A 20394-nucleotide genomic window follows, 5' to 3' on the forward strand; every position below is an offset into this window, starting at 1 on the left:
TTAAGGAAGCATGAAACCCTCTTTAAACCATCAAAAAACCCGGTTTGAAAGGCCAAACCGGGGCATGACGTTCACCCAACCAAGGGTTCATGTTCAAGGCTGAATGCCCTTCACCGCACTGCGGGATTTTTCAAGAATGGTGCCCCGCAGAGGCACAAAGCCCAAGGCCGCCGCACCCTCCTGGGTGGAATCATCCAGCATGTAAGTGAAGACGTCCCGCACAGCATCGGCTTTCGCGCCATTGCCATTGGCGTAGGCGAGCACCCAGGTCAGCGTGGCGATGGGGTACGCACCAGCGGCCTCGGGGTTGGGGTTGCTGCCAGCCAGATTCTCATCGAGCTCAATGCCGTTGAGGGCTTTGGCACCGGCCTCCACGGAGGGCTTGAGGAATTCACCGGATTTGTTCTGGACCGCAGCAGCCTGCACATTCCCCTTGATGTACGACTGATTCACATATCCGATCGCACCAACCCGGTTGTCGATCACCCCAGCCACGCCGGAGTTGCCCTTGGCCCCCACGCCAACCGGCCACTTCACCGATTTGCCGCTGCCAAGGGTCCACGTTGGCGAGAAGGCCTGCATCGAATTGGTGAAGGCCTTGGTGGTGCCGGATCCATCCGAACGATGCACCCAGGTGATCGTGCCCGCTTCACAACCGAGCTCCTTCCAATCGCTGATGGTGCCAGTGGCCACGCCCACCGCCTGCTCCTGGGTGAGCTGAAGCTCGCACCCCGGCTTGTTGTATCCGAAGGCGATCGTCCCCCCCACCATGGGGATCTGGACCACCCCCTGGCTCACCTGCTGGCGGTCGGCCTCTTTGATCGGGTCGTCTGACGCTGCGAAATCCACGGTGCCATCAATGAAGGCCTTGCGTCCGGAACCGGAGCCCACAGCCTGATAGTTCACTTTGATTCCGCCGGAGCCGGCCAAGTCAGCAAACCAGCTTTGGTACACCTTCGCGGGGAAGGAGGCCCCTGCCGCATTGAGGCTGGACACATCGGAGCTGCCAGCACAGGCGGCAAGGCCAACAGCCAGGACGCTGAGGCTAGAAACAACCAGGGAACGATGGGCCAAAACTGTGTGCGTGATTTCGACCATCCTCCCAAGCCGTTGATCCACCCTCAGGTGGTGGGCACAACGCTGGATGCAACGGTGAGCCGCGTGGCCACCGCATAACAACGAAGCCAGCGGTTCACCCGTCTGCGATGGGGGGCGGGAACCTCATGAATCAACTGACTGAGTTCATCAGCCCCCATTCGTCGCAGGGCGCGGACATCCACGTGCCAAAGCGCTTCCGCTTCACGGATCAACCGCGCCCAGGTACGCACTTGCTGCCACTGGCGCAGACGGGAGCGTATGGGCCGTTGATGGGGATGCAGAAAAGCCGTCATGGCTTCAGCGTGCTTCCTGCAGCGGCACTCTCTGCAAAATCACCCAGACCCTTCGGAGTGCTGAAGCAAATGCGCAATCTCAGGCGCTGAGGCGATCGGCCTCGAGCTCAACGGGGGCGACAGCAAACTCCAGGTCCTTGACCTCGCGATCACTCAAACGACGGGTCCAGGCGCCCTTAATCGGATCGTTCCAACGGAAACCCGCTGCCTTGGCCAGATGGCGTTCATCGAAGGACACCCGGGCACGCATCAACCGACGCGGTTCCAGGCCCCGCTCCAACAGCTGCTCAAGGTCGTCACAGCGGGCGAAGACCTCCGCGATGTAGATGCAATCGCTGAGGGCGCGGTGGGCCGCCCAGACGGGGACGCCATAAGCCAAGGCCAGGTCCCGCACCGACGGCCGCGAACGCAACTGACGATCCACCGGCCAGCGGATGTCGTCCATGGTGCACAGCCATGGTGTTGCGGTGGCCGGCACCACACCCAGACCGAACCACTGGCGATCGAAGGCCGCGTTGTGGGCCACCAGCAGATCGGCAGCGTCCAGCAGATGCTCAAACCACACCAGCGCCTCCTGCCAGGGCTGGGGCCGGCGGGTGACGGCGGCGGGGATCCGGTTGATCGCCTCTGCTGCGTTGGAGTCCACCGGCAGAAGAAACGATTGCTGGGCCAGCACCGAACGACTCGGCACATCAAACAAAATGCAGCCCAGCTCAAGGCACTGATCCTGCAGCGGATCCAGACCGGAGGTTTCGGTGTCGATGATCAGCAGGGTGGACGGGGTGACCTCTGGCGCATCCTCGGGCTGATCAGTCTTGGCCTCGGGTTCAACGCCCGGCGGAGAAGGCAACGGCGTTGGCGCTGTTTGGGACTCCGCCTGAGGCTTTGAAAACCCCGCAAGCAAATCGAGCTGTTCAGGCATGGCGCAGTAACTCCCCCCGACCCTGATTCTCCCGCCCCGGGCAAGGTGGCTGCTGCCTAGGGTTCAACCTCTTCTTTTCAATCGAATGGCCCTTGGGATCGGCGATCGGCTCCCCTCCTTCAGCCTGGAAGATCAGAACGGTGACCTTCGCACTCCCGCCTCGGTGAAGGGCCGCTGGTTGGTGCTGTTTTTTTATCCCAAGGACGACACGCCCGGGTGCACGGCTGAAGCCTGCAGCTTCCGCGACAACGCGGAGAGCTTTGCCGCCCTCGATGCAGAGGTCTGGGGCATCAGCGGTGATGACGCCGTCAGCCACCGCCGTTTCGCCACCCGCCACAACCTCACGTTTCCGCTGCTGTGCGACCGCAACAACGCCCTGCGCCGTGAGATGGGTGTGCCCAAAGCTCTTGGTCTTCTACCCGGCCGCGTCACCTACATCGTTGACGGGGAGGGGGTGATCCGTCACAGCTTCAGCAACTTGTTGGATGGCCCGGCCCACGTGCGGGAAGCACAGCAGGTGCTGAATCAGCTGCGCGGTTGAGCATGGCCCACTGGCGTCAACTGGGTGCGATCTGGCAACTGCGGCCGGCAGAACCAACGGGATTGATCGAATTCATCGGCGGCAGCTATCTGGCGGCAACACCCCAGATCAGCTACCGCAGGCTGCTGGACGATCTGGCGGCGGACGGGTTGGCCGTGCATGCCTGGGCCTATGTGCCTGGGTTCGATCATCAACGCCAGGCCCGGGATGCCTGGAGCGACTTCCGCTCAGCGCGTCGCCAACTTGAGGAGCGCTGCGGAGCCCTTGCAGCTCCGCTGCGGCTTGGCCACAGCCTGGGATGCAAGCTTCACCTGCTGGCCCCCGATGGGGGTCGCGGCAGCAGGGCCCTGGTGGCCCTGAGCTTCAACAACTTCAACGCCGACCGTTCGATTCCCCTGCTGGGTGAACTGGCACCCCGGCTCGGGGTGGAAACCGAGTTCAGCCCCAGTCCCACCGAAACGCTTCGCTTGATCAGCCGCCACTACCAACAGGAGCGGAACCTGGTGGTGCGCTTCGGGCGCGATGAGCTGGATCAAAGCAGCGATCTGATCCAGGCCCTGAGAGCACGTCCATCTGATGCCAGCTCAACCCTGGACCTGCCCGGCGATCACCTCACCCCAGCCAGTGCCGGCCTGCGGCGCAGCTTTCTCGGAGACTGGGCGGATGACCCCAAGCGGGTGGCGGTCATCCGTCAGCTGAGCCGAACCATCGGCCAGGCGATCAAGCCCTGAGGCGATCCAGAACGGAGCGGTCCTCCAGGGTGCTGGTGTCGCCACTGACCTCCTGACCCGCCGCCAGGGCCCGCAAAATTCGGCGCATGATCTTGCCGCTGCGGGTCTTGGGCAGGGCATCACTGCAACGGATTTCATCCGGCCGGGCAATCGGACCGATTTCCGTTCCCACGTGGGCCCGCAACTCCTTCACCAAGTCGTCATCGCCCTCACGGCCGGCCTCCAGGGTGACGAAGGCCACGATGCCTTCACCCTTGAGTTCATCGGGCCGACCCACGACAGCCGCCTCCGCCACCGCGGGGTGACTCACCAAAGCTGATTCGATCTCCATCGTGCCGAGACGGTGGCCCGAGACGTTGATCACGTCATCGACGCGACCCATGACCCAGAAGTAGCCATCGGCATCTCGCCGGGCACCATCTCCAGCGAAATAGAGGTAGGACCCATCGGCAGGCCGGATGTGCTCCCAGTAGCTCTCGCGGAAACGTTGGGGATTGCCGTGCACCGTGCGCATCATTCCGGGCCAGGGGGCACGCACCGCCAGGTACCCGCCTTCATCGGCACCACAGCTGTTGCCCTCTGCATCGATGATGTCGGCCTGGATGCCTGGCAGGGGCAGGGTGGCGGAGCCGGGCTTGGTGGGCGTTGCCCCCGGCAGGGGGCTGATCATCACTCCACCGGTTTCGGTCTGCCACCAGGTGTCGACAATGGGGCAGCGGTTGCCTCCAATCACCTCGCGATACCACATCCAAGCCTCCGGATTGATCGGTTCGCCAACGGTGCCGAGCAGGCGGAGGCTGCTCATGTCGAACTGATCCGGCACGGAGCGACCGCTCTTCATGAACGCCCGGATGGCGGTGGGAGCCGTGTAGAAGATCGAGATCTCGTGTTTCTGGATCAACTCCCAGAAGGCCCCGGGATTGGACGGTCGGGGTGCCCCCTCGTACATCACCGTCGTTGCGCCATTCGATAACGGGCCGTAGACGATGTAGCTGTGGCCGGTGATCCAACCCACGTCTGCCGTACACCAGAAGACATCCTCATCCCGGATGTCGAAGATCCACTGGAAGGTGAGGTGGGCCCAGAGGTTGTAACCGGCGGTGGTGTGCACCACGCCCTTGGGTTTGCCGGTGGAGCCGGAGGTGTAGAGAACAAAGAGGCGGTCCTCGCTGGCCATCGGCTCAGCAGGGCAGTCGGCACTCTGACCCTCCACCAGGTCATGCCACCACTGATCACGGCCGGCAACCATCTCCACCTCCTGCTTGGTGCGCTGCACCACAAGCACGCCGGTCACCGAGGGGCAGGCGCCATTGGCCAGCGCCGCATCCACCGCGGGCTTGAGCGACACCGGCTTGTCCTTGCGGAAGCCGCCATCCGCGGTGATCACCGCTTTCACGTCGCCGTCATTGAGACGGTCGCGAAGGGCTTCCGCGGAAAAGCCACCGAACACCACCGAATGGGGCGCACCGACGCGCGCACAGGCGAGCATGGCGATCGCCGCCTCCGGCACCATCGGCATGTAGAGCGCCACCAGGTCACCCTTGCCGATGCCCATGGCCTTGAGGCCATTGGCGGCTTTGCACACCTCGGCATGCAGGTCCTGATAAGTGAACCGACGCACATCCCCCGGTTCGCCTTCCCAGATCAATGCTGTTTTCTGCGCCGTCGGCCCGTCGAGATGGCGATCCAGGCAGTTGTAGGAGAGGTTCGTGGTCCCTCCCTCAAACCAGCGCGCGAACGGTGGATTGGACCAATCGAGCACGGTGTGGAAGGGCTCGAACCAGTGCAGTTCTCGGCAAGCGGCCTCACCCCAGAACGCATCAGGATCGGCTTTGGCGGCATCGGCCATGGCCCGGTAGGCCTCGAGGCTGCCGATGCGGGCCTTGGCGGAGGTGTCTGCTGGCGGCTCGAACACCCGCTGCTCCTGCAGCACGCTTTCGATGGTGGTGTTGGCGTCGGTCACAGCAGACTGCGCAGTGCTTCTCCTCGAAGGGTAAGGATCAGGACCCCGCTTGATCCAGGTCCCGTATCAATCCGTCGGACGATGATGCAGTCGATACGAAAGGATTGAGCTGGGCATCGCCGTTCCAGGATGAAACTGCCACCTGCCGCCTGCCTGTTCGATCTGGATGGGCTGCTGCTCGACACCGAGCCGCTGCATGGCCGGGGTTGGTGGGAAGCCGCGGCCCACTTCGGTACCCAGCTGAGCGAGAACCAGTTGATGCAGTTGAAGGGCCGCCGCCGGCTCGACTGTGCGACCCAGGTGGATGCATGGCTGGAGAAACCGGTGGGCCCCAATGCCCTGTTGGAGGTGCAGCAGCCGATCGTTCGTGCCCTGCTCCCCCATGCGAGCGCGATGCCCGCAGCGCAGGAACTGGTGGCGCAATGCCACAACCGGGGCATCCCCATGGCGCTGGTCACCAGCAGCAGCAGCGACGCCGTTGCCTTCAAAGCAGCCCCCCATCCCTGGCTTGAGCAGATCCAGGAACGGGTCTACGGCGACGACCCTGAGCTTGAGGCAGGCAAACCTGACCCCGCCCCCTTTCGGCTTGCTGCCCAACGCTTGGGGCTCCAGCCCAAAGACTGCTGGGCACTTGAGGATTCCCAGGCCGGGTGCCAATCAGCCCGTAGGGCCGGTTGTCAGGTCTGGCTGGTGAGCGCCCAGGGATCGGAACATCCAGACTTCGCTGCCAACCCCTGTGAAATCAATAGCCTGGGAGTTGTATTGGATCTGTTGTGTTGAACTCGTTGTATTGAGGTTGCTGCTCAGTACAGACGGCTGAGGACAAAGTCCGGCAAGTCCATCAAGGCGCGTTGCGCCGCAGACTCCGGCAGCCAGGCGATCGATTCACGGGATTCGCGGGCAAAGGTTTCCGCCAACTCGCGGGTGCGTTCAATCGCCTTGGAGCCCCGCACCATCTCCAGCGCCTTGTCCAGATCACCGGACTCGGAGAACTGGCGATCGATCAACGGCTGCAACGAAGAATGCTCCTCAAGGGCATAGAAGGTGGGGGCAGTGAGGTAACCGCTGGCGAGATCGCTGGCAGCAGGCTTGCCGAGCTGCTGATCGTTGCCGGTGAAGTCAAGGATGTCGTCAACAACCTGGAAGGCCAGGCCCAACTGACGGCCAAATTGATAAAGGCTGTCGAGCTGGGATGGAGAGCAACCACTGAGCACCCCAGCGGCGCGGCAGCTGTTGGCGATCAGGGAAGCCGTCTTGCAATAACTTTTTTCGAGATAGGTCTCAAAAGTCTGGGCTGTGTCGAAACGATACAGACCCTGTTTGACCTCACCATCGGCGAGATCCATGATCACGCGGCTGAGCAGCTTGACCACATCGAGGTCATCAAGGTTGGCGAGGTGCCAGCTGGCCTGGGCGAAAAGGAAGTCGCCAGCAAGCACAGCGACGCGAGCATCAAAGCGGCTATGGACCGTATCCACACCGCGCCGGGTTGAAGCCTCATCCACCACATCGTCGTGAACGAGCGAGGCCGTGTGGATCATCTCTGTGATCTCGGCCAGGCGGCGATGGCGGGGCGAGAGCTCTCCCTGCGCGGAGAGGGCCCGCGACAGCAGCAGCACAATGCCCGGTCTTATTCGCTTGCCGCCGGCACTGAACAGGTGTTCAGCGGCGGCCTGGAGGATGGGATGACCTGCGCCGATCAGGCTGCGCAGATCTCCGAGCAGGGTTTCAAGGTCTGTCTCTACCGGTTGGAGTAGCTCGGTAACGGTGCTCATGACTCCCCTCGGCGCCGCGATCCTAGTGGCCCCACGCTCAGTCCTGCAGCAGCTGGAGGCTGACGGCAGGCCGCTGGCCCAACCAGGGGGTGGCACGCATCGCAAAGCCATCAGGGTCAGCGGTGACACAGAACCGGCAGCTCTCCAAGGACAACGAGCATGGGATCGAATCAATCGTTTCCGGCGGCCCCAGAACAGCGTCCAATTGACGAGCGACGCCGATGGCCGGGTCAATGATCAGGACCGACTCCGGCAGCAGCTGCCGCAACAGGGGCACCAGCAACGGGTAATGGGTGCAACCCAGCACGATCGAATCGACTGAAGCCGCCAACAAGGGTTCGAGATAGGCCTGGGCCGCACGGCGCAGGTCGTCGCTGTTCATGTCGCCGGCTTCGATCAACGGAACAAAGGCGGGACAGGCCTGCTCAATCACCACCGAACCGGGGTGAAGCGCTTCGATGCTGGCCCGGTAGGCCGAGGAGGCAACGGTGGCCGGCGTGGCCAGCACACCGACACGGCGCGTTTCCACCATCGCTGCGGCGGCGCCGATCAGGCCGATCACCGCGGCCCCGGCCTGGCCCTCGGCCACATCCCTCGCCAGCGCGTTCGTGGTGTTGCAGGCCATCACCACCGTGGAGACATGCTGATCCCGCAACCAGCCCACCACCTCTGCGGCGATGCGACGGATCTCATCCGGTTGACGGTTGCCGTAAGGGACCCGGGCCGTGTCACCGAGGTACACACAGGGAACAGCACCGTGGCGTTCGAGCACCCGTCGGAGAACCGTCAAACCACCCAGGCCGCTGTCGAAGAATCCCAGCAGTTGCTGCGTCATCGCACCTCCTGCTTCAGGTAGTTGAGAATTCCAGCGGCCAGGGCCAGGGCCAACCGGCGGCGATGGGCAGCGTTGGCCAGACGTGGCGCATCAATGGCTCCCGTAACAAATCCCATTTCCACCAGGGCCGAGGGCATGGTGGTGCGGCGGATCACGAAGAAGCGACCACGTCTGACGCCACGATTGGGCGTCCCTGGGGACACGTCCATCATCTGCTGCTGCAGGTAGGAGGCCAGGCGTCCGGAGCGAGGGTCCGAAAAGAAAAAGGTCTCAATCCCGTTCACATCGGGACGGTTCATGCTCAACGCATTGGCATGGATGCTCACGAAAGCGTTTGCCCCAGTTCGATTGGCCAGGGAGACCCGCGGCGGCAGGTCCACATCCACCTCACGCGTGCGGGTCAACCGAACATCAACACCGCGAGCACGGAGCAGATCTGCAACCTGCAGGGAAACATCCAACACCACGTTGGTCTCGCGCAGGCCACCAATGCCGATGGCCCCAGGGTCTGGCCCGCCGTGACCGGGATCGATCACGACACGGTACTTATTGCGGGTCACCGTTGGAAGCCCGGACGGGTCGACTGGCGTTCGACTAGGACGGAAGCCCCCCGGCGGACGCCATGCCGTGGCACGACCCGTCAGATCGCCCTCGCCGAAATCGTTCAAGCCTCGGGTGGGAAGGCCGGTGAAGACCAGTTCCCAGCGATCCGGGGCGGTTCCACGCAGGCGCAGATCATCGGGGTTGAGATCCACATCGGGGCGGAACTCCACCACCAGTCGGGTGGCACCGGCGCGGGGCTTGCCCAGCCGGATTTCACGGACGGCACCCCGTCCTGCCAAGCGGCGCGGGAACCTCAGCTCGCCGGGGAAGTCAATCCAAACCCTGGTGCCACGGCCATCGCTGGCCGCCTGAAAAAAAGCTTCCAACCGGGCGTTGCGGCTCGTGCGCAGCTTGAGGACCCCTTCTTCGGTGAAGGCCCAAGCCGCCAGTGCACTGGCAGCTCGGGCAGGCAAGGCCTGGGTGAAGGCAGTGCACTGCAGGGCCGCGGCCAGAAGCCAGGCCAGTCGTCGGGATGACGCTGGAGGCATGGTGCTCAGAACATGGCGGGCTGACGGTGCCGAAGGCTCGGCATCTGACCCCGAACATGACCGAGGTGATTGGTGTTGACCGGAGCAATGGCTGCTCCCGCCTGAACACCCGCATCAGCGAGAACCGTTCCCCAGGGATCAATCACCAGAGCGTGTCCGTGACTCTGACGGCGACCGTGGTGGAGTCCCGTCTGCGCCGGAGCCAGCACATAGGCCGTGTTCTCAATGGCCCTGGCCTGAAGGAGAACCTGCCAATGGTCCTTTCCGGTGAAGGCTGTGAATGCCGCAGGAATCATCAACAGGTCTGCGCCGGCACCGACGAGATGGCGATACAGCTCAGGAAACCGCACGTCGTAGCAAATGGACAGCCCCACCCTGCACAGACCAGGGATATCAACCACCGGAGGTAGAGCTCTGCCAGGATTCACCGTTGCCGACTCGCGATAGGTGTTGCCGTCCGGCAGGTCGACATCGAAGAGGTGGATTTTGTCGTAGCGGCCCAAAAGAACGCCATCACGGTCCACCAGCTCAGCGCGGTTCAGGGTGCGTGATCCATCACCCACCGGCACGGGAAAGCCACCGCCAAGCAGCGCCACCTGGTATCGACGCGCCATGGTCACCAGGAAGCGACTGCTCTGCTCAGCCAGGGTCGGGGCCAGCTCCAGGCGCTGGCTGTCCTCACCCATGAAGGCGAAATTCTCAGGCAGGCCGATCAGCTCGGCACCACGGCGTGCGGCCAGATCGATCTGCTCTTCAGCAGCATTGAAGTTGACCTCCGGATCCTGACCACTCGTCAGCTGGACGGCAGCCGCCAGGAAGTCGCTCATATCAACCGATCAGATCGACAAACTTTAGTGAGGGTCAGGTCGCCCGAAGCACTCCGGGCTCGACCTGTGTCGGAACGACACTGAGCTGGTCGAGACCAGCACAGCAGCGGAAGTCCTTGTCGTGGTCGCCCAGGCGAATCAACCTCTGACCATGGGTCGCTGTACGGAGGCACGCCTCTGGTTCGGATTGCCACAGACGCCAGAGGGAGACCGCTGCCGTGAGTTCGTCATTGGCGGCACTGCTCCCGGTGGGATCCAGCTCCAGCAAGCGATGGCCCAAGGCGCCAGCGGCCAGGGAGTCTTCCAGGGAATAGGCCCCCTCCCAACCGCTGCCGACAATCGCCACGTGGTTGGGTTGTTTCGCCAGCAAACGCTGGGCCACGGCATCGCGGTTCGGTAACGCCGCCGTCAACAGCAGGGGAACCTCGCGGACACGATCGAGAGCGCGGGTGCCATTGGTGGTGCTCATGAACAGACGCTTGCCAGCCACCCGCTCCGGCGTCACGGCAACGGGTGAATTACCCAGGTCAAATCCCTCGAGCATCTGCCCACCGCGCTCACCGAGCAGCAAACGCCCATCCGCGGGCCACGCCGTTGCCGCCGCCCGCAGATCGTCGAGGCTGGCGAAGGCCTGCACCGCCTCGGCTCCGTTGTGCAACGCCCAGGCAATCGTGGTGGTGGCCCGCAGCACATCAATCACCACCGCCGCATCGGAGTGAAGGTCCTGCGGCATCTCTGCCGGCACATGGAAGTAAGAGATCTGCATGGCCACGCTGAACACCGGCGTGCGACACAGTACCGAGATCGCCTCCGCCGAGATCGTCTTTCCATGGCCCTGTTCCAATCCGGTCCGGCCACCCGAGATCTGCGGGGCTTTCTCAAGCTGCTCGAGGACCGAGGCCAGCTGCGTCGAATTACTGCACCGGTGGACCCTGACCTCGAGCTGGCGGCCATTGCCGACCGGGTGCTGAGTCAGGGGGGGCCCGCCCTGCTGTTCGAGAACGTGATCGGCTCCTCGATGCCGGTGGCCGTCAACACCCTTGGCACCGTGGAACGGGTGGTGTGGAGCATGGGCCTCGAACGGGCCGAGCAGCTGGAGGAGCTGGGGTCACGCCTGGCCCTGTTGCAGCAACCCCGACCGCCCAAGGGGCTGCAGGAAACCATACAGTTCGCCCGGGTCTTCTGGGACCTGGTCAAGGCCAAGCCCGACCGCGACCTCACCCCCCCCTGCCGGCAGCAGGTGTTCCGCGGCGATGAAGTCGATCTCAACAACATCCCCCTGATCCGGCCTTGGCCTGGTGATGCCGGGGGCGTGATCACCCTTGGGCTGGTGATCACCAAAGACCCAGAAACCGGTGTCCCCAACGTGGGCGTCTACCGGCTTCAGAAGCACTCGGTGAACACGATGACAGTTCACTGGTTGAGCGTGCGCGGCGGCGCCCGCCACCTGCGCAAGGCTGCCACCATGGGCAAGAAGCTGGAGGTCGCTGTGGCCATCGGCGTGCACCCGCTGCTGGTGATGGCCGCCGCCACACCGATCCCGGTGCAGCTGAGCGAGTGGCTGTTCGCAGGCATCTATGCCGGAGAGGGGGTTCGTCTGGCCCCCTGCAAAACCATCGACCTGCAGGTGCCCAGCCACAGCGAAGTGGTGCTGGAGGGAACGATCACCCCAGGGGACGTGCTGCCGGATGGGCCCTTCGGGGATCACATGGGGTTCTACGGCGGTGTGGAGGACTCACCTCTGGTGCGCTTCCACTGCATGACCCAACGGCGAGACCCGGTGTTTCTCACCACTTTCAGCGGCCGTCCCCCCAAGGAGGAAGCGATGCTGGCCATCGCGCTTAACCGGATCTACACACCGATCCTGCGGCAGCAGATTCCAGAGATCAACGACTTCTTCCTGCCGATGGAAGCGCTCAGCTACAAGCTGGCGGTGATCTCGATCGACAAGGCCTATCCGGGGCAGGCCAAGCGTGCTGCCATGGCCTTCTGGAGTGCCCTACCGCAATTCACATACACCAAGTTTGTTGTGGTAGTGGACAGTCACATCAACGTGCGCGACCCGCGTCAGGTGGTCTGGGCCATCGCGGCCCAGGTGGATCCCCAGCGTGACCTGTTCACCCTGGAAAACACCCCCTTCGACACCCTGGACTTCGCCAGCGAGCAATTGGGCCTCGGGGGACGACTGGCCATTGATGCCACCACCAAGGTGGGACCTGAGAAAAATCATGACTGGGGTGAACCCCTGAGTCGGCCGGCGGATCTGGAACAACGGGTCAACGACCGCTGGGCCGAGCTGGGTCTGGAAGATCTCGGCACCGACGACCCTGACCCCAGCCTGTTCGGCTATGCCCTCGATCGCCTGATTCAGGGCCTGAAGACCGGCCAATAGGATCAGCCCAACGACGTTGCAACCTTGAGCGGCACAGGCCAACCCGACGACCCTCGTGAGCTCAAGGCCGGAGGAAGCCTCCAGGGACGGGTGAAGGTTCCAGGCGATAAATCGATCTCGCACCGATCGCTGCTGTTTGGCGCCATCGCAGAGGGCACCACAACCATTGATGGTTTGCTCCCGGCCGAAGACCCCCTGAGCACGGCCGCCTGCCTGCGGGCGATGGGCGTCAGCATTAGCCCGATCACCGACGGCGGCATCGTCACCGTTGAAGGGGTTGGCCTGGACGGATTGCAGGAGCCAGCAGAAGTGCTCGACTGCGGCAACTCTGGCACCACGATGCGATTGATGCTGGGCCTGCTGGCGGGCCGCAACGGTCGCCATTTTGTGCTGGATGGCGATGCCTCCCTGCGCCGCCGCCCGATGCGTCGGGTGGGGCAACCGTTGGCCTCGATGGGTGCGGATGTGCGTGGCCGTGATGGGGGCAACCTGGCACCGCTGGCCGTGCAGGGGCGACGGCTCAAAGGAACGGTGATCGGCACGCCCGTGGCCAGTGCTCAGGTGAAATCAGCCCTGCTCCTGGCTGCGCTCACGGCCGAGAGCCCGACCACGGTGATCGAACCGGCCCAGTCCCGTGATCACAGCGAGCGGATGCTGAAGGCCTTCGGTGCCGATCTCACGGTGGGCGGCGAAATGGGACGACACATCAGCGTGCGTCCCGGCGCCACCCTGCATGGCCAAAACGTTGTGGTCCCTGGCGACATCAGCTCAGCGGCCTTCTGGCTTGTGGCAGGAGCCTTGATCCCAGACGCCGATCTCACCATCGAAAACGTGGGGCTGAACCCAACACGCACCGGGATACTGGAGGTGTTGGAGCAGATGGGTGCGCGGATCGACGTGCTCAACCCCCGCGATGTGGCGGGCGAACCGGTGGGCGATCTGCGGGTGACCCACGGCCCCTTGAAACCCTTCAACTTTGGCGAGGACATAATGCCCCGCCTCGTGGATGAGGTGCCGATCCTCAGTGTCGCCGCCTGTTTCTGCGAGGGCGAAAGCAGAATCACTGGAGCGTCTGAACTGCGGGTGAAGGAAACCGATCGGCTGGCGGTGATGGCCCGGCAGCTCAAGGCCATGGGAGCCGATATTGATGAACACGACGACGGCATGACCATCCGGGGCGGTCTACCGCTCAAGGGAGCCGTGCTGGACAGCGAAACCGATCACCGGGTGGCAATGAGTCTCGGCGTGGCAGCCATGCTCGCTGACGGCAACTCCAGCCTGGCGAGAAGCGAAGCCGCGGCCGTGTCGTATCCCTCGTTCTGGGACGAACTTGAAAGGCTCCGCTGCTGAGCTCGGTGGGCTCCGCGTTTACCCGACGGCGGATGGCAGCTTCAGCCTGCACAGCGATCACTTCGGGGAGGCCTTTCACAACTCGGCGGGGGCCCTGAATGAGGCCCGGGCCAAGTTCGTCCAACCCGCGGAGCTGCAGCGCTTCAGCAGCGGCTCTGGCTTGAGGATCCTGGATGTGTGCCTGGGGCTCGGCTACAACACAGCCGCTGTGCTTGAGGCCTTGCCGACGGCTGGGCCGGTCGTGCAGTGGTGGGGGCTTGAGCTGGACCGCCGCCCCCTGGAACAAGCCTTGAAGCAGGCAAGTTTCCAATCCCTCTGGTCACCCCCTGTGCTGGCGAGACTTGAAGCCATTCGCGACCACGGCGGCTGGGATGAGCCCAACAGCCGAGGGATCCAGCTCTGGGGGGACGCCCGTCCGATGCTCCGGGAGATTCCTAAGCATGTTCACTTCGATCTGATCCTTCTGGATGCCTTCTCTCCCCAGCGCTGCCCGGAACTGTGGAGCGAGGAATTCCTGGGAGCCCTGGCGCATCGCTTGGCGCCGCAGGGGCGGCTGCTGACCTACAGCCGTTCCGCTGCGGTACGGACCAGCCTGAAGCGGGCGGGCTTGAGCCTGTATTCCCTGCTTCCGGCCCCGGGCGAACGGGTGGGGTGGAGCAGCGGCACCATGGCCACGCCTGCAGACGCGGCCTGTCCTCCGGACGGCCCTGGTTGGCGCCCCCTCTCGGCGATGGAGTGGGAACACCTGCAGACCAGGGCGGCCGTGCCGTTTCGCGATCCCCAGGGCAACGCCACGGCTGAGGTCATCCTTGAGTGCCGCCGCCTTGAACAAGAGCATTGCGGCTACGAAGCCACGAATGCCTGGCAAAGGCGCTGGCGCAGGGACAGTCCGTCCTGAGCCCGGTAGATTCCGCCCGTCTTCCCCCCGCTCCGCATGCTCGCCGTAGCCGTTCTGGCCGCTGGAAAAGGCACCCGCATGAAGAGCGCGCTCCCGAAAGTGCTCCAACCGCTGGCGGGAGCCACCCTGGTGGAGCGGGTGCTCGCCAGTGCTGGCAACCTGCAACCGGAACGGCGACTGCTGATCGTGGGGCATCAGGCCGAACGGGTGGAGCAACAGCTTGCTCCTCTCGGAGGTCTGGAATTCGTTCTGCAGCAGCCCCAGAACGGCACAGGCCATGCGGTTCAACAGCTGATCCCAGCGCTGGAGGGCTTTGAAGGAGAACTGCTCGTACTCAACGGCGATGTTCCGTTGCTGAGGAGCGAAACGGTCGAAGCGCTTGTGAAGCAGCATCGCGCCAGCGCTGCCGATGTCACCCTGCTGACGGCACGGCTCGCGGATCCCACCGGTTACGGGCGTGTGTTCGCCGATGCCGACGGCCAGGTCAGCAGCATCATTGAGCATCGCGATTGCACGGACGATCAACGCAGCAACAACCTCACCAACGCCGGCATCTACTGCTTCAACTGGAATGCCCTGGCCAACGTTCTGCCGAAGCTCAGCACTGACAACGATCAGGGGGAGCTCTATCTCACCGACACGGTGGCGATGCTGCCGAAGGCCATGCACCTGGAGGTGGCAGATGTCGATGAGGTGAACGGCATCAACAACCGGCGGCAATTGGCCCAATGCGAAGCCCTGCTGCAGCAACGGTTGCGCCACCACTGGATGGATGAAGGGGTCACCTTCATTGATCCCGAAAGCTGCACCCTCAGCGAAGGCTGCAGCTTCGGCAGCGATGTGGTGATCGAACCGCAAACCCACTTCCGTGGCCGCTGCGTGATTGGCGACAACTGCCGGATCGGCCCCGGAAGCCTTGTGGAAAATGCATCTTTGGGAGCCAACGTCAGCGTGGTGCACTCGGTGGTGCGGGAGGCCAACGTCGGCAACGATGTTGCGATCGGCCCCTTTGCTCACCTCCGGCCGGCCGCCGATGTCGGCGATGGCTGCCGCATCGGCAACTTTGTGGAGGTGAAGAAAAGCCAGCTGGGTGCCGGTACCAAGGTGAACCACCTCAGCTACATCGGCGACGCCCAGCTCGGGGAGAAGGTCAACGTGGGGGCAGGCACGATCACAGCGAACTACGACGGGGTGAACAAGCACCGCACCGTGATCGGCAGCAACAGCAAAACGGGTGCCAACTCCGTGCTGGTGGCCCCCATCAATGTCGGGGAACAAGCCACCATCGGCGCCGGATCAACGATCACCAAGGATGTGGCGGATGGCGCCCTGGCGATTGGACGTGCCCGCCAGATGACCAAGGAGGGTTGGGCCGAACGAAAGGCTTAATCCAGCCGGTTCAGAACCGTGGCAACAGTGGAATCAACCGCTCCAGGGCAACGCCGCGACTGGCCTTGAGTAGCACAACATCTCCGGAGTCGAGCCAAGCTGAAAGGGGCGCTGCGGCGTCTTCCGGCTTCGCCACCAGCTCCAGGTTGGGCAGGGATGCCGCAACATCAGCCATCACCTTCCCCTCGGCACCGGCATCCACCAGCACGAGGCCATCCAACCCGAGCTGCACGGCGCGGTCGGCCACCAAGCGATGCAGCTCAAGGCTGCGTTCGCCCAGTTCCAGCATGGTGCCCAGCACAGCAAAACGACGCCCCGGTTGCGCAGCCAACAGCTCCAGGGCCGCCAACACCGCCTCGGGCGACGCGTTGTAGGTCTCATCGAGGAGCGTCAAGCCACCCTGCTGCAGGCGGCGGTTGCGTCCACCCGGAACCATCACCTGCATCCCTTGCAACGCCTTGCGAGACACGCCCAATTGATCAGCCACAGCCACCGCCAACAGCAGATTGCGAGCGTTGTGGCGCCCCTCCAGTTGAAGCGGGAGACGATCCGCATCGATCAGCAACTGGTCACCTTCAATGGCTCCGATCAGATCAGCGCTCTTCAAATCGGATTCAGCCTCGGGATCGTCACTCAGGCGCACCCGCACCACGCGGCCGGACCAGACCGCCGCCAGGGCCGACTCCAGCAGTGGGTCACCGGCGGGGATCACCACGGTCCCCTGCGGATGCAACCCAGATGTGATTTCACATTTGGCCGCCGCAATCGCTTCACAGCTGCCCAAACGCCCGATGTGGGCCGTTCCGATGTTGGTGATCACCGCAAGGTCCGGCTCGGTGCAGCGGGAGAGACGCTCGATCTCCCCAGGCCCGCGCATGCCCATCTCAATCACCAAAGCCGCATCGGCCGCCGTGGCGCCCAGAACGGTGAGCGGGACCCCAACATCGTTGTTGTTGTTGCCCTCACTGGCGACGATGGAGCCCAGGGGTGCCAATGCCGCTCGCATCAACTCCCGGGTTGTGGTTTTGCCCGCTGACCCCGTCACCGCCACCAAGGGCTGAGCCAAGGCACGGCGATGCAGCAAGCCCAGCTGTTGATAGGCCAACAGGGTGTCATCCACCCGCCAATGCAGCAGCTCCGGAGGCAGCGGTTCAGCCCAACTGCGGCTCACCACAGCAGCCTGGACCTGGCGTACCGGCAGTTGATCGAGAAAGTGATGGCCATCGAACCGCTCACCCACCAGGGGGACAAACAAATCACCCGCCTGGAGCTGACGGCTGTCGGTGCACACCCGTCCCACCACGGCATCGGGTTCCAACGTGTGGCCCCGGGGTGCACCCCAGGCATCGGTCAGCTGGCGCAGCGTCAGGGTCATCCCATCAACCCGAGATCAAACAGGATCATGCCGCCTCCCACCCGAGCCGACCGCCCCAGCAACGCACCCTGTTCATTCACCAACTGAAGACTGGCGTAATCCAGATCGAGGGCCGATTGCAGCCAGCTGGAGGCGAGGGTCTGACGCTGGTCAATCGGCATCTGCGCCCAAACGTCAACAGACAACTCCAACAGCAAGCAGTCCTGCTCTGGAACGGGCTTGGCTGAACGGAGCAGTCCATCCGGAACAGCCGTGTCCTGAAACAACTCGAAAAGAGGATCGAAACTGAGTTGGGGTTGGAGAGGCTGCTCCGGCTCCGATGGCTCCAAGGCCGGCTCAACATCCACGGCTTCGGGCATGGGTGCTGGCTCCTCCTCCATGGGCCTTGGTGCTGGGATCAGCTCCGGGGCGGGAAGCTCAAGGGAGGACGTCCGCTGCAGCTCGATCGGCTCCGGACGCGGATCAAGGCGGGCATGGTCCTGCCAGAAGCGGAGCCCGGCCAGCGGCAGCAGGAGCAGCATCACCAGCAGCAGCGGCCAGAAGCTGGAGGCCAGATCCCGCGGCCAGAAGCCTGGAACCGACAGCTCGCCCTCCCGATTACGGCGCCAGAGTTCTTGCCCCCTGAGCCGAACATCGGCGGCCATGGACCGTAGGTTGCGGCCGAATTCCTGCCAGGGGCTGACATAGGGAGCCGGAAGATTGGCCGATATCTCCACGATCTGAGACTCAAATTGAACCTCAGTGGGGGAGTCAGGTCGGGCAGGCTCTCTCAAGCTCAACTGGATCGGCGACCAAAGAGACGGTTGAGGGGATTCCTTCCGGCGGACGTCACCTCAGAAGCAACCGTGGCTTCTTCAGTCTGCTCGTCCGAACGGGAGGGATCAGCAGCCTGACCCTGGGAAAACTGTTCCACCATGGCAGCATCCGGCGTGGGTTCCTTGATGCCGCAAACGTCCTTGTACATCAGGTCGTAATCGACCGCGGAACGATCCCAGCTGTAGTCCTGGTTCATGCCACGTTTCTGCAGCTCGACCCAGCTGTCGCGGTGACGGAAGGCCTCCCAGGCCCGCACCAGGGCTGTGTAGAAGTCGACCGGCTCAAAGCGATCGAAGCAGAATCCCGTCCCGCTTTCGGCAGCGGGGATGTGGGGCGGAACCGTGTCGACCAGACCACCAACCTTGCGAACCACGGGCACTGAGCCGTAGCGCATGGCGTAGAGCTGGCTGATGCCACAGGGCTCAAAGCGACTTGGCATCAGGAAGGCATCGCTGCCGCCGTAAATCAATCGCGACAGATCATCGTCATAGGTGAGGAAGACCGCGCACTTGCCAGGGTGACGGGATGCGAGTTGCCAGAGTCCGGATTCCAACCCGCGGTCCCCGGTTCCCAGCACAACGATCTGGGTGTCGGTGTAGGCCAACAGGCGATCAGCAACCTGCAGCAGCAGATCGACTCCCTTTTGGTCGACAAGACGACTGACCATGCCGAGAACGAAGGCGTCCTCCCGCACCTCCAACCCCATCCGCTCCTGGAGCACCTTCTTGCATACCGCCTTGCCGGAGAGATCGTCGGCGCTGAAGTTCGCCGGCAGGGACCGATCGGTGGCTGGATCCCAGGCATCCAGATCGATGCCGTTGAGGATGCCGCGAAGCTTGCCCGAGATGAAGTTGAGCAGACCCTCCAGCTTTTCGCCGTATTCCGCCGTGCGGATCTCCTGGGCGTAGGTGGGCGACACCGCATTGACGCGGTCGGCGTAGAGCAGTGCGGCGGCCATGGTGTGATCCCCCTGCATGTACCAAGGGCACCAGGTCATCCGGTCGAGTTTCCAGCGCCAGGGGCCCTGGTACTTGAGGTTGTGGATGGTGAACACTGTGCTGATGTCAGGGTCCTGGTGCATCCACACAGGGATCATCCCTGTATGCCAGTCGTGGCAGTGCAGCACCTGGGGTTTCCAGACGTTCCAGGAGAATTCAGCAGCAGCACTGGCGAAGAAGGTGAAGCGCCAGTCCTCATCTTCACCGCCGTATATGCGCTCCGGGTCGAACACCGGATGACCCACCAGGTAAATCGTCATCCCATTGGTGGGATGCTTCGTTTCATAGACCGCGAACTCGGTGCCCATCGTCTGGGCCCGCCAGATTGGGTCCGCCGGCACGTTGAGGCGGCTCCAGAGCTTGGCGTAGCCCGGCATGATCAGGCGCACATCGTGGCCGAGTTTGGCCAATGCCGGCGGCAAAGAGCCAACAACGTCGCCCATTCCTCCAACCTTGATCATCGGGGCGCATTCCGCTGCAGCGAAGAGGATGCGCATGTCTCAGATCGGCGTTGGCGCGGCGACTTTAAGGGGAATTTAGGAATCTGTTCGGTCAGGGAAGAACGGTCACCTGAGTTCCAAGCGACACCTGGCGATACAGAGCACCCACATCCTCGTTGTAGAGCCGCACACAGCCATGGGAGACAGCCCGTCCCACCGTCCAGCGGTGGGGGGTGCCATGGAACCCCGTGGTGGTGCATCCCTTGATCGTGATCCAGGCATCGCCGTCATGGGCATCGCGTCCGAGGCAGTCGCGTTGGAAGGCGATCCAGTGGCTGCCCAGAGGGTTGTCGGGCCCCTGCTCCTCCACCCGTTCGCCACTCACCGGATGCACCCACACCGGATTGGGAATTTTCTGCAGCACTTCAAACCGTCCAGTGGGAGTTTCCCAGCCCGGCATACCGATGGCCACCGGGAAGGCGTTGTTCAGATTTCCCTTCTCGAGCAGAAACACGCGTCGACGACCGCGCAGCATCACCACATGGCGGCTGTTCTGTCCGCGCAGATCCTTTGGCAGTGAGGCGAGACCAGCCGGGACGGAATCCGCTGCCGCCGCCTGAAGCAGGGCAAGCGGTTCCGGCGGAGGAAGAGGCAACATGC

Annotated in this window: 20 protein-coding genes; 7 read left to right on the plus strand and 13 right to left on the minus strand. The window is 63.5% G+C overall.

Features of this window, described 5'->3' with window-relative positions; all coding sequences use genetic code 11:
- Positions 1–93: 93 nt before the first annotated feature.
- The 3 genes from pstS to KR52_RS10025 form a co-directional block, all read right to left on the minus strand.
- Positions 94–1098 carry a phosphate ABC transporter substrate-binding protein PstS gene (gene pstS / locus KR52_RS10015; RefSeq protein ID WP_038555396.1) on the minus strand — a complete coding sequence of 335 codons (1005 nt, stop codon included), beginning with the start codon at positions 1096–1098 and terminating at the stop codon, positions 94–96.
- Positions 1099–1121: 23 nt separating this feature from the next.
- Positions 1122–1391 carry a hypothetical protein gene (locus KR52_RS10020; RefSeq protein WP_038555398.1) on the minus strand — a complete coding sequence of 90 codons (270 nt, stop codon included), beginning with the start codon at positions 1389–1391 and terminating at the stop codon, positions 1122–1124.
- Between the two features lie 79 nt (positions 1392–1470).
- Positions 1471–2313, minus strand: a complete 843-nt coding sequence (locus KR52_RS10025; protein WP_038555401.1) for a 3'-5' exonuclease — start codon at positions 2311–2313, stop codon at positions 1471–1473.
- Between the two features lie 85 nt (positions 2314–2398).
- Here KR52_RS10025 and KR52_RS10030 point away from each other — a divergent pair, with 85 nt between their 5' ends.
- Together KR52_RS10030 and KR52_RS10035 are read left to right on the plus strand one after the other, a co-directional pair.
- The gene (locus tag KR52_RS10030; RefSeq protein WP_038555403.1) at positions 2399–2854 is read left to right on the plus strand and encodes a peroxiredoxin; all 456 of its coding nucleotides are present in this window, start codon (positions 2399–2401) and stop codon (positions 2852–2854) included.
- 2 nt (positions 2855–2856) lie between these two features.
- Positions 2857–3585 (plus strand): DUF1350 family protein, encoded by a 729-nt coding sequence (locus KR52_RS10035; RefSeq protein WP_038555406.1) that lies wholly within the window; start codon positions 2857–2859, stop codon positions 3583–3585.
- Here KR52_RS10035 and acs read toward each other — a convergent pair.
- Entirely contained in the window at positions 3575–5548 is a 1974-nt protein-coding gene (gene acs, locus KR52_RS10040) for an acetate--CoA ligase (protein ID WP_038555409.1), read from the minus strand. The genes KR52_RS10035 and acs overlap by 11 nt on opposite strands.
- Before the next feature lie 129 nt (positions 5549–5677).
- Here acs and KR52_RS10045 point away from each other — a divergent pair, with 129 nt between their 5' ends.
- The gene (locus KR52_RS10045; protein ID WP_038555411.1) at positions 5678–6328 is read left to right on the plus strand and encodes an HAD family phosphatase; all 651 of its coding nucleotides are present in this window, start codon (positions 5678–5680) and stop codon (positions 6326–6328) included.
- Between the two features lie 23 nt (positions 6329–6351).
- Here KR52_RS10045 and sds read toward each other — a convergent pair whose 3' ends face one another.
- Genes sds through KR52_RS10070 form a run of 5 tightly spaced genes read right to left on the minus strand, consistent with a single transcriptional unit; the run spans position 6352 to position 10842 of the window.
- Positions 6352–7323, minus strand: a complete 972-nt coding sequence (gene sds, locus KR52_RS10050) for a solanesyl diphosphate synthase (RefSeq protein WP_038555414.1) — start codon at positions 7321–7323, stop codon at positions 6352–6354.
- A gap of 37 nt (positions 7324–7360) precedes the next feature.
- Positions 7361–8158, minus strand: a complete 798-nt coding sequence (gene murI, locus KR52_RS10055; RefSeq protein WP_038555416.1) for a glutamate racemase — start codon at positions 8156–8158, stop codon at positions 7361–7363.
- Entirely contained in the window at positions 8155–9249 is a 1095-nt protein-coding gene (locus KR52_RS10060) for an N-acetylmuramoyl-L-alanine amidase (protein ID WP_038555419.1), read from the minus strand. The genes murI and KR52_RS10060 overlap by 4 nt, the downstream gene beginning before the upstream one ends.
- A 5-nt stretch (positions 9250–9254) precedes the next feature.
- Positions 9255–10076: a carbon-nitrogen hydrolase family protein gene (locus KR52_RS10065; RefSeq protein WP_038555422.1), complete on the minus strand. Its 822-nt coding sequence runs from the start codon at positions 10074–10076 to the stop codon at positions 9255–9257.
- A gap of 34 nt (positions 10077–10110) precedes the next feature.
- A complete protein-coding gene (locus KR52_RS10070) occupies positions 10111–10842 on the minus strand; it encodes a 2-phosphosulfolactate phosphatase family protein (protein WP_038555425.1) in 732 nt (243 codons plus the stop codon).
- A gap of 63 nt (positions 10843–10905) precedes the next feature.
- Between KR52_RS10070 and KR52_RS10075 the strand changes: the two genes are divergently transcribed.
- From KR52_RS10075 to glmU, 4 genes are read left to right on the plus strand one after another with little or no spacing between them, the layout of a single operon-like run.
- Positions 10906–12468 (plus strand): UbiD family decarboxylase, encoded by a 1563-nt coding sequence (locus KR52_RS10075; protein ID WP_038555428.1) that lies wholly within the window; start codon positions 10906–10908, stop codon positions 12466–12468.
- Positions 12469–12492: 24 nt separating this feature from the next.
- The gene (aroA, locus tag KR52_RS10080; RefSeq protein ID WP_038555430.1) at positions 12493–13818 is read left to right on the plus strand and encodes a 3-phosphoshikimate 1-carboxyvinyltransferase; all 1326 of its coding nucleotides are present in this window, start codon (positions 12493–12495) and stop codon (positions 13816–13818) included.
- Positions 13799–14716, plus strand: a complete 918-nt coding sequence (locus tag KR52_RS10085) for a tRNA (5-methylaminomethyl-2-thiouridine)(34)-methyltransferase MnmD (RefSeq protein ID WP_038555433.1) — start codon at positions 13799–13801, stop codon at positions 14714–14716. Before aroA ends, KR52_RS10085 begins: the two co-directional genes overlap by 20 nt.
- Before the next feature lie 36 nt (positions 14717–14752).
- Positions 14753–16105 carry a bifunctional UDP-N-acetylglucosamine diphosphorylase/glucosamine-1-phosphate N-acetyltransferase GlmU gene (gene glmU, locus KR52_RS10090; RefSeq protein ID WP_038555444.1) on the plus strand — a complete coding sequence of 451 codons (1353 nt, stop codon included), beginning with the start codon at positions 14753–14755 and terminating at the stop codon, positions 16103–16105.
- A gap of 10 nt (positions 16106–16115) precedes the next feature.
- Here the strand turns inward: glmU and murF are convergent, their stop codons facing one another.
- From murF to KR52_RS10110, 4 genes are read right to left on the minus strand one after another with little or no spacing between them, the layout of a single operon-like run.
- Entirely contained in the window at positions 16116–17480 is a 1365-nt protein-coding gene (gene murF / locus KR52_RS10095) for a UDP-N-acetylmuramoyl-tripeptide--D-alanyl-D-alanine ligase (protein WP_038555447.1), read from the minus strand.
- Positions 17477–18196 carry a hypothetical protein gene (locus KR52_RS10100; RefSeq protein WP_253912375.1) on the minus strand — a complete coding sequence of 240 codons (720 nt, stop codon included), beginning with the start codon at positions 18194–18196 and terminating at the stop codon, positions 17477–17479. The genes murF and KR52_RS10100 overlap by 4 nt, the downstream gene beginning before the upstream one ends.
- 59 nt (positions 18197–18255) lie before the next feature.
- A complete protein-coding gene (glgA, locus tag KR52_RS10105; RefSeq protein WP_038555450.1) occupies positions 18256–19791 on the minus strand; it encodes a glycogen synthase GlgA in 1536 nt (511 codons plus the stop codon).
- Between the two features lie 55 nt (positions 19792–19846).
- Positions 19847–20392, minus strand: coding sequence for a L,D-transpeptidase (locus tag KR52_RS10110; RefSeq protein WP_038555453.1), 546 nt, complete (start codon positions 20390–20392; stop codon positions 19847–19849).
- Positions 20393–20394 lie beyond the last annotated feature (2 nt).

It is taken from the genome of Synechococcus sp. KORDI-52, from assembly GCF_000737595.1.
Lineage (GTDB): Bacteria > Cyanobacteriota > Cyanobacteriia > PCC-6307 > Cyanobiaceae > Parasynechococcus.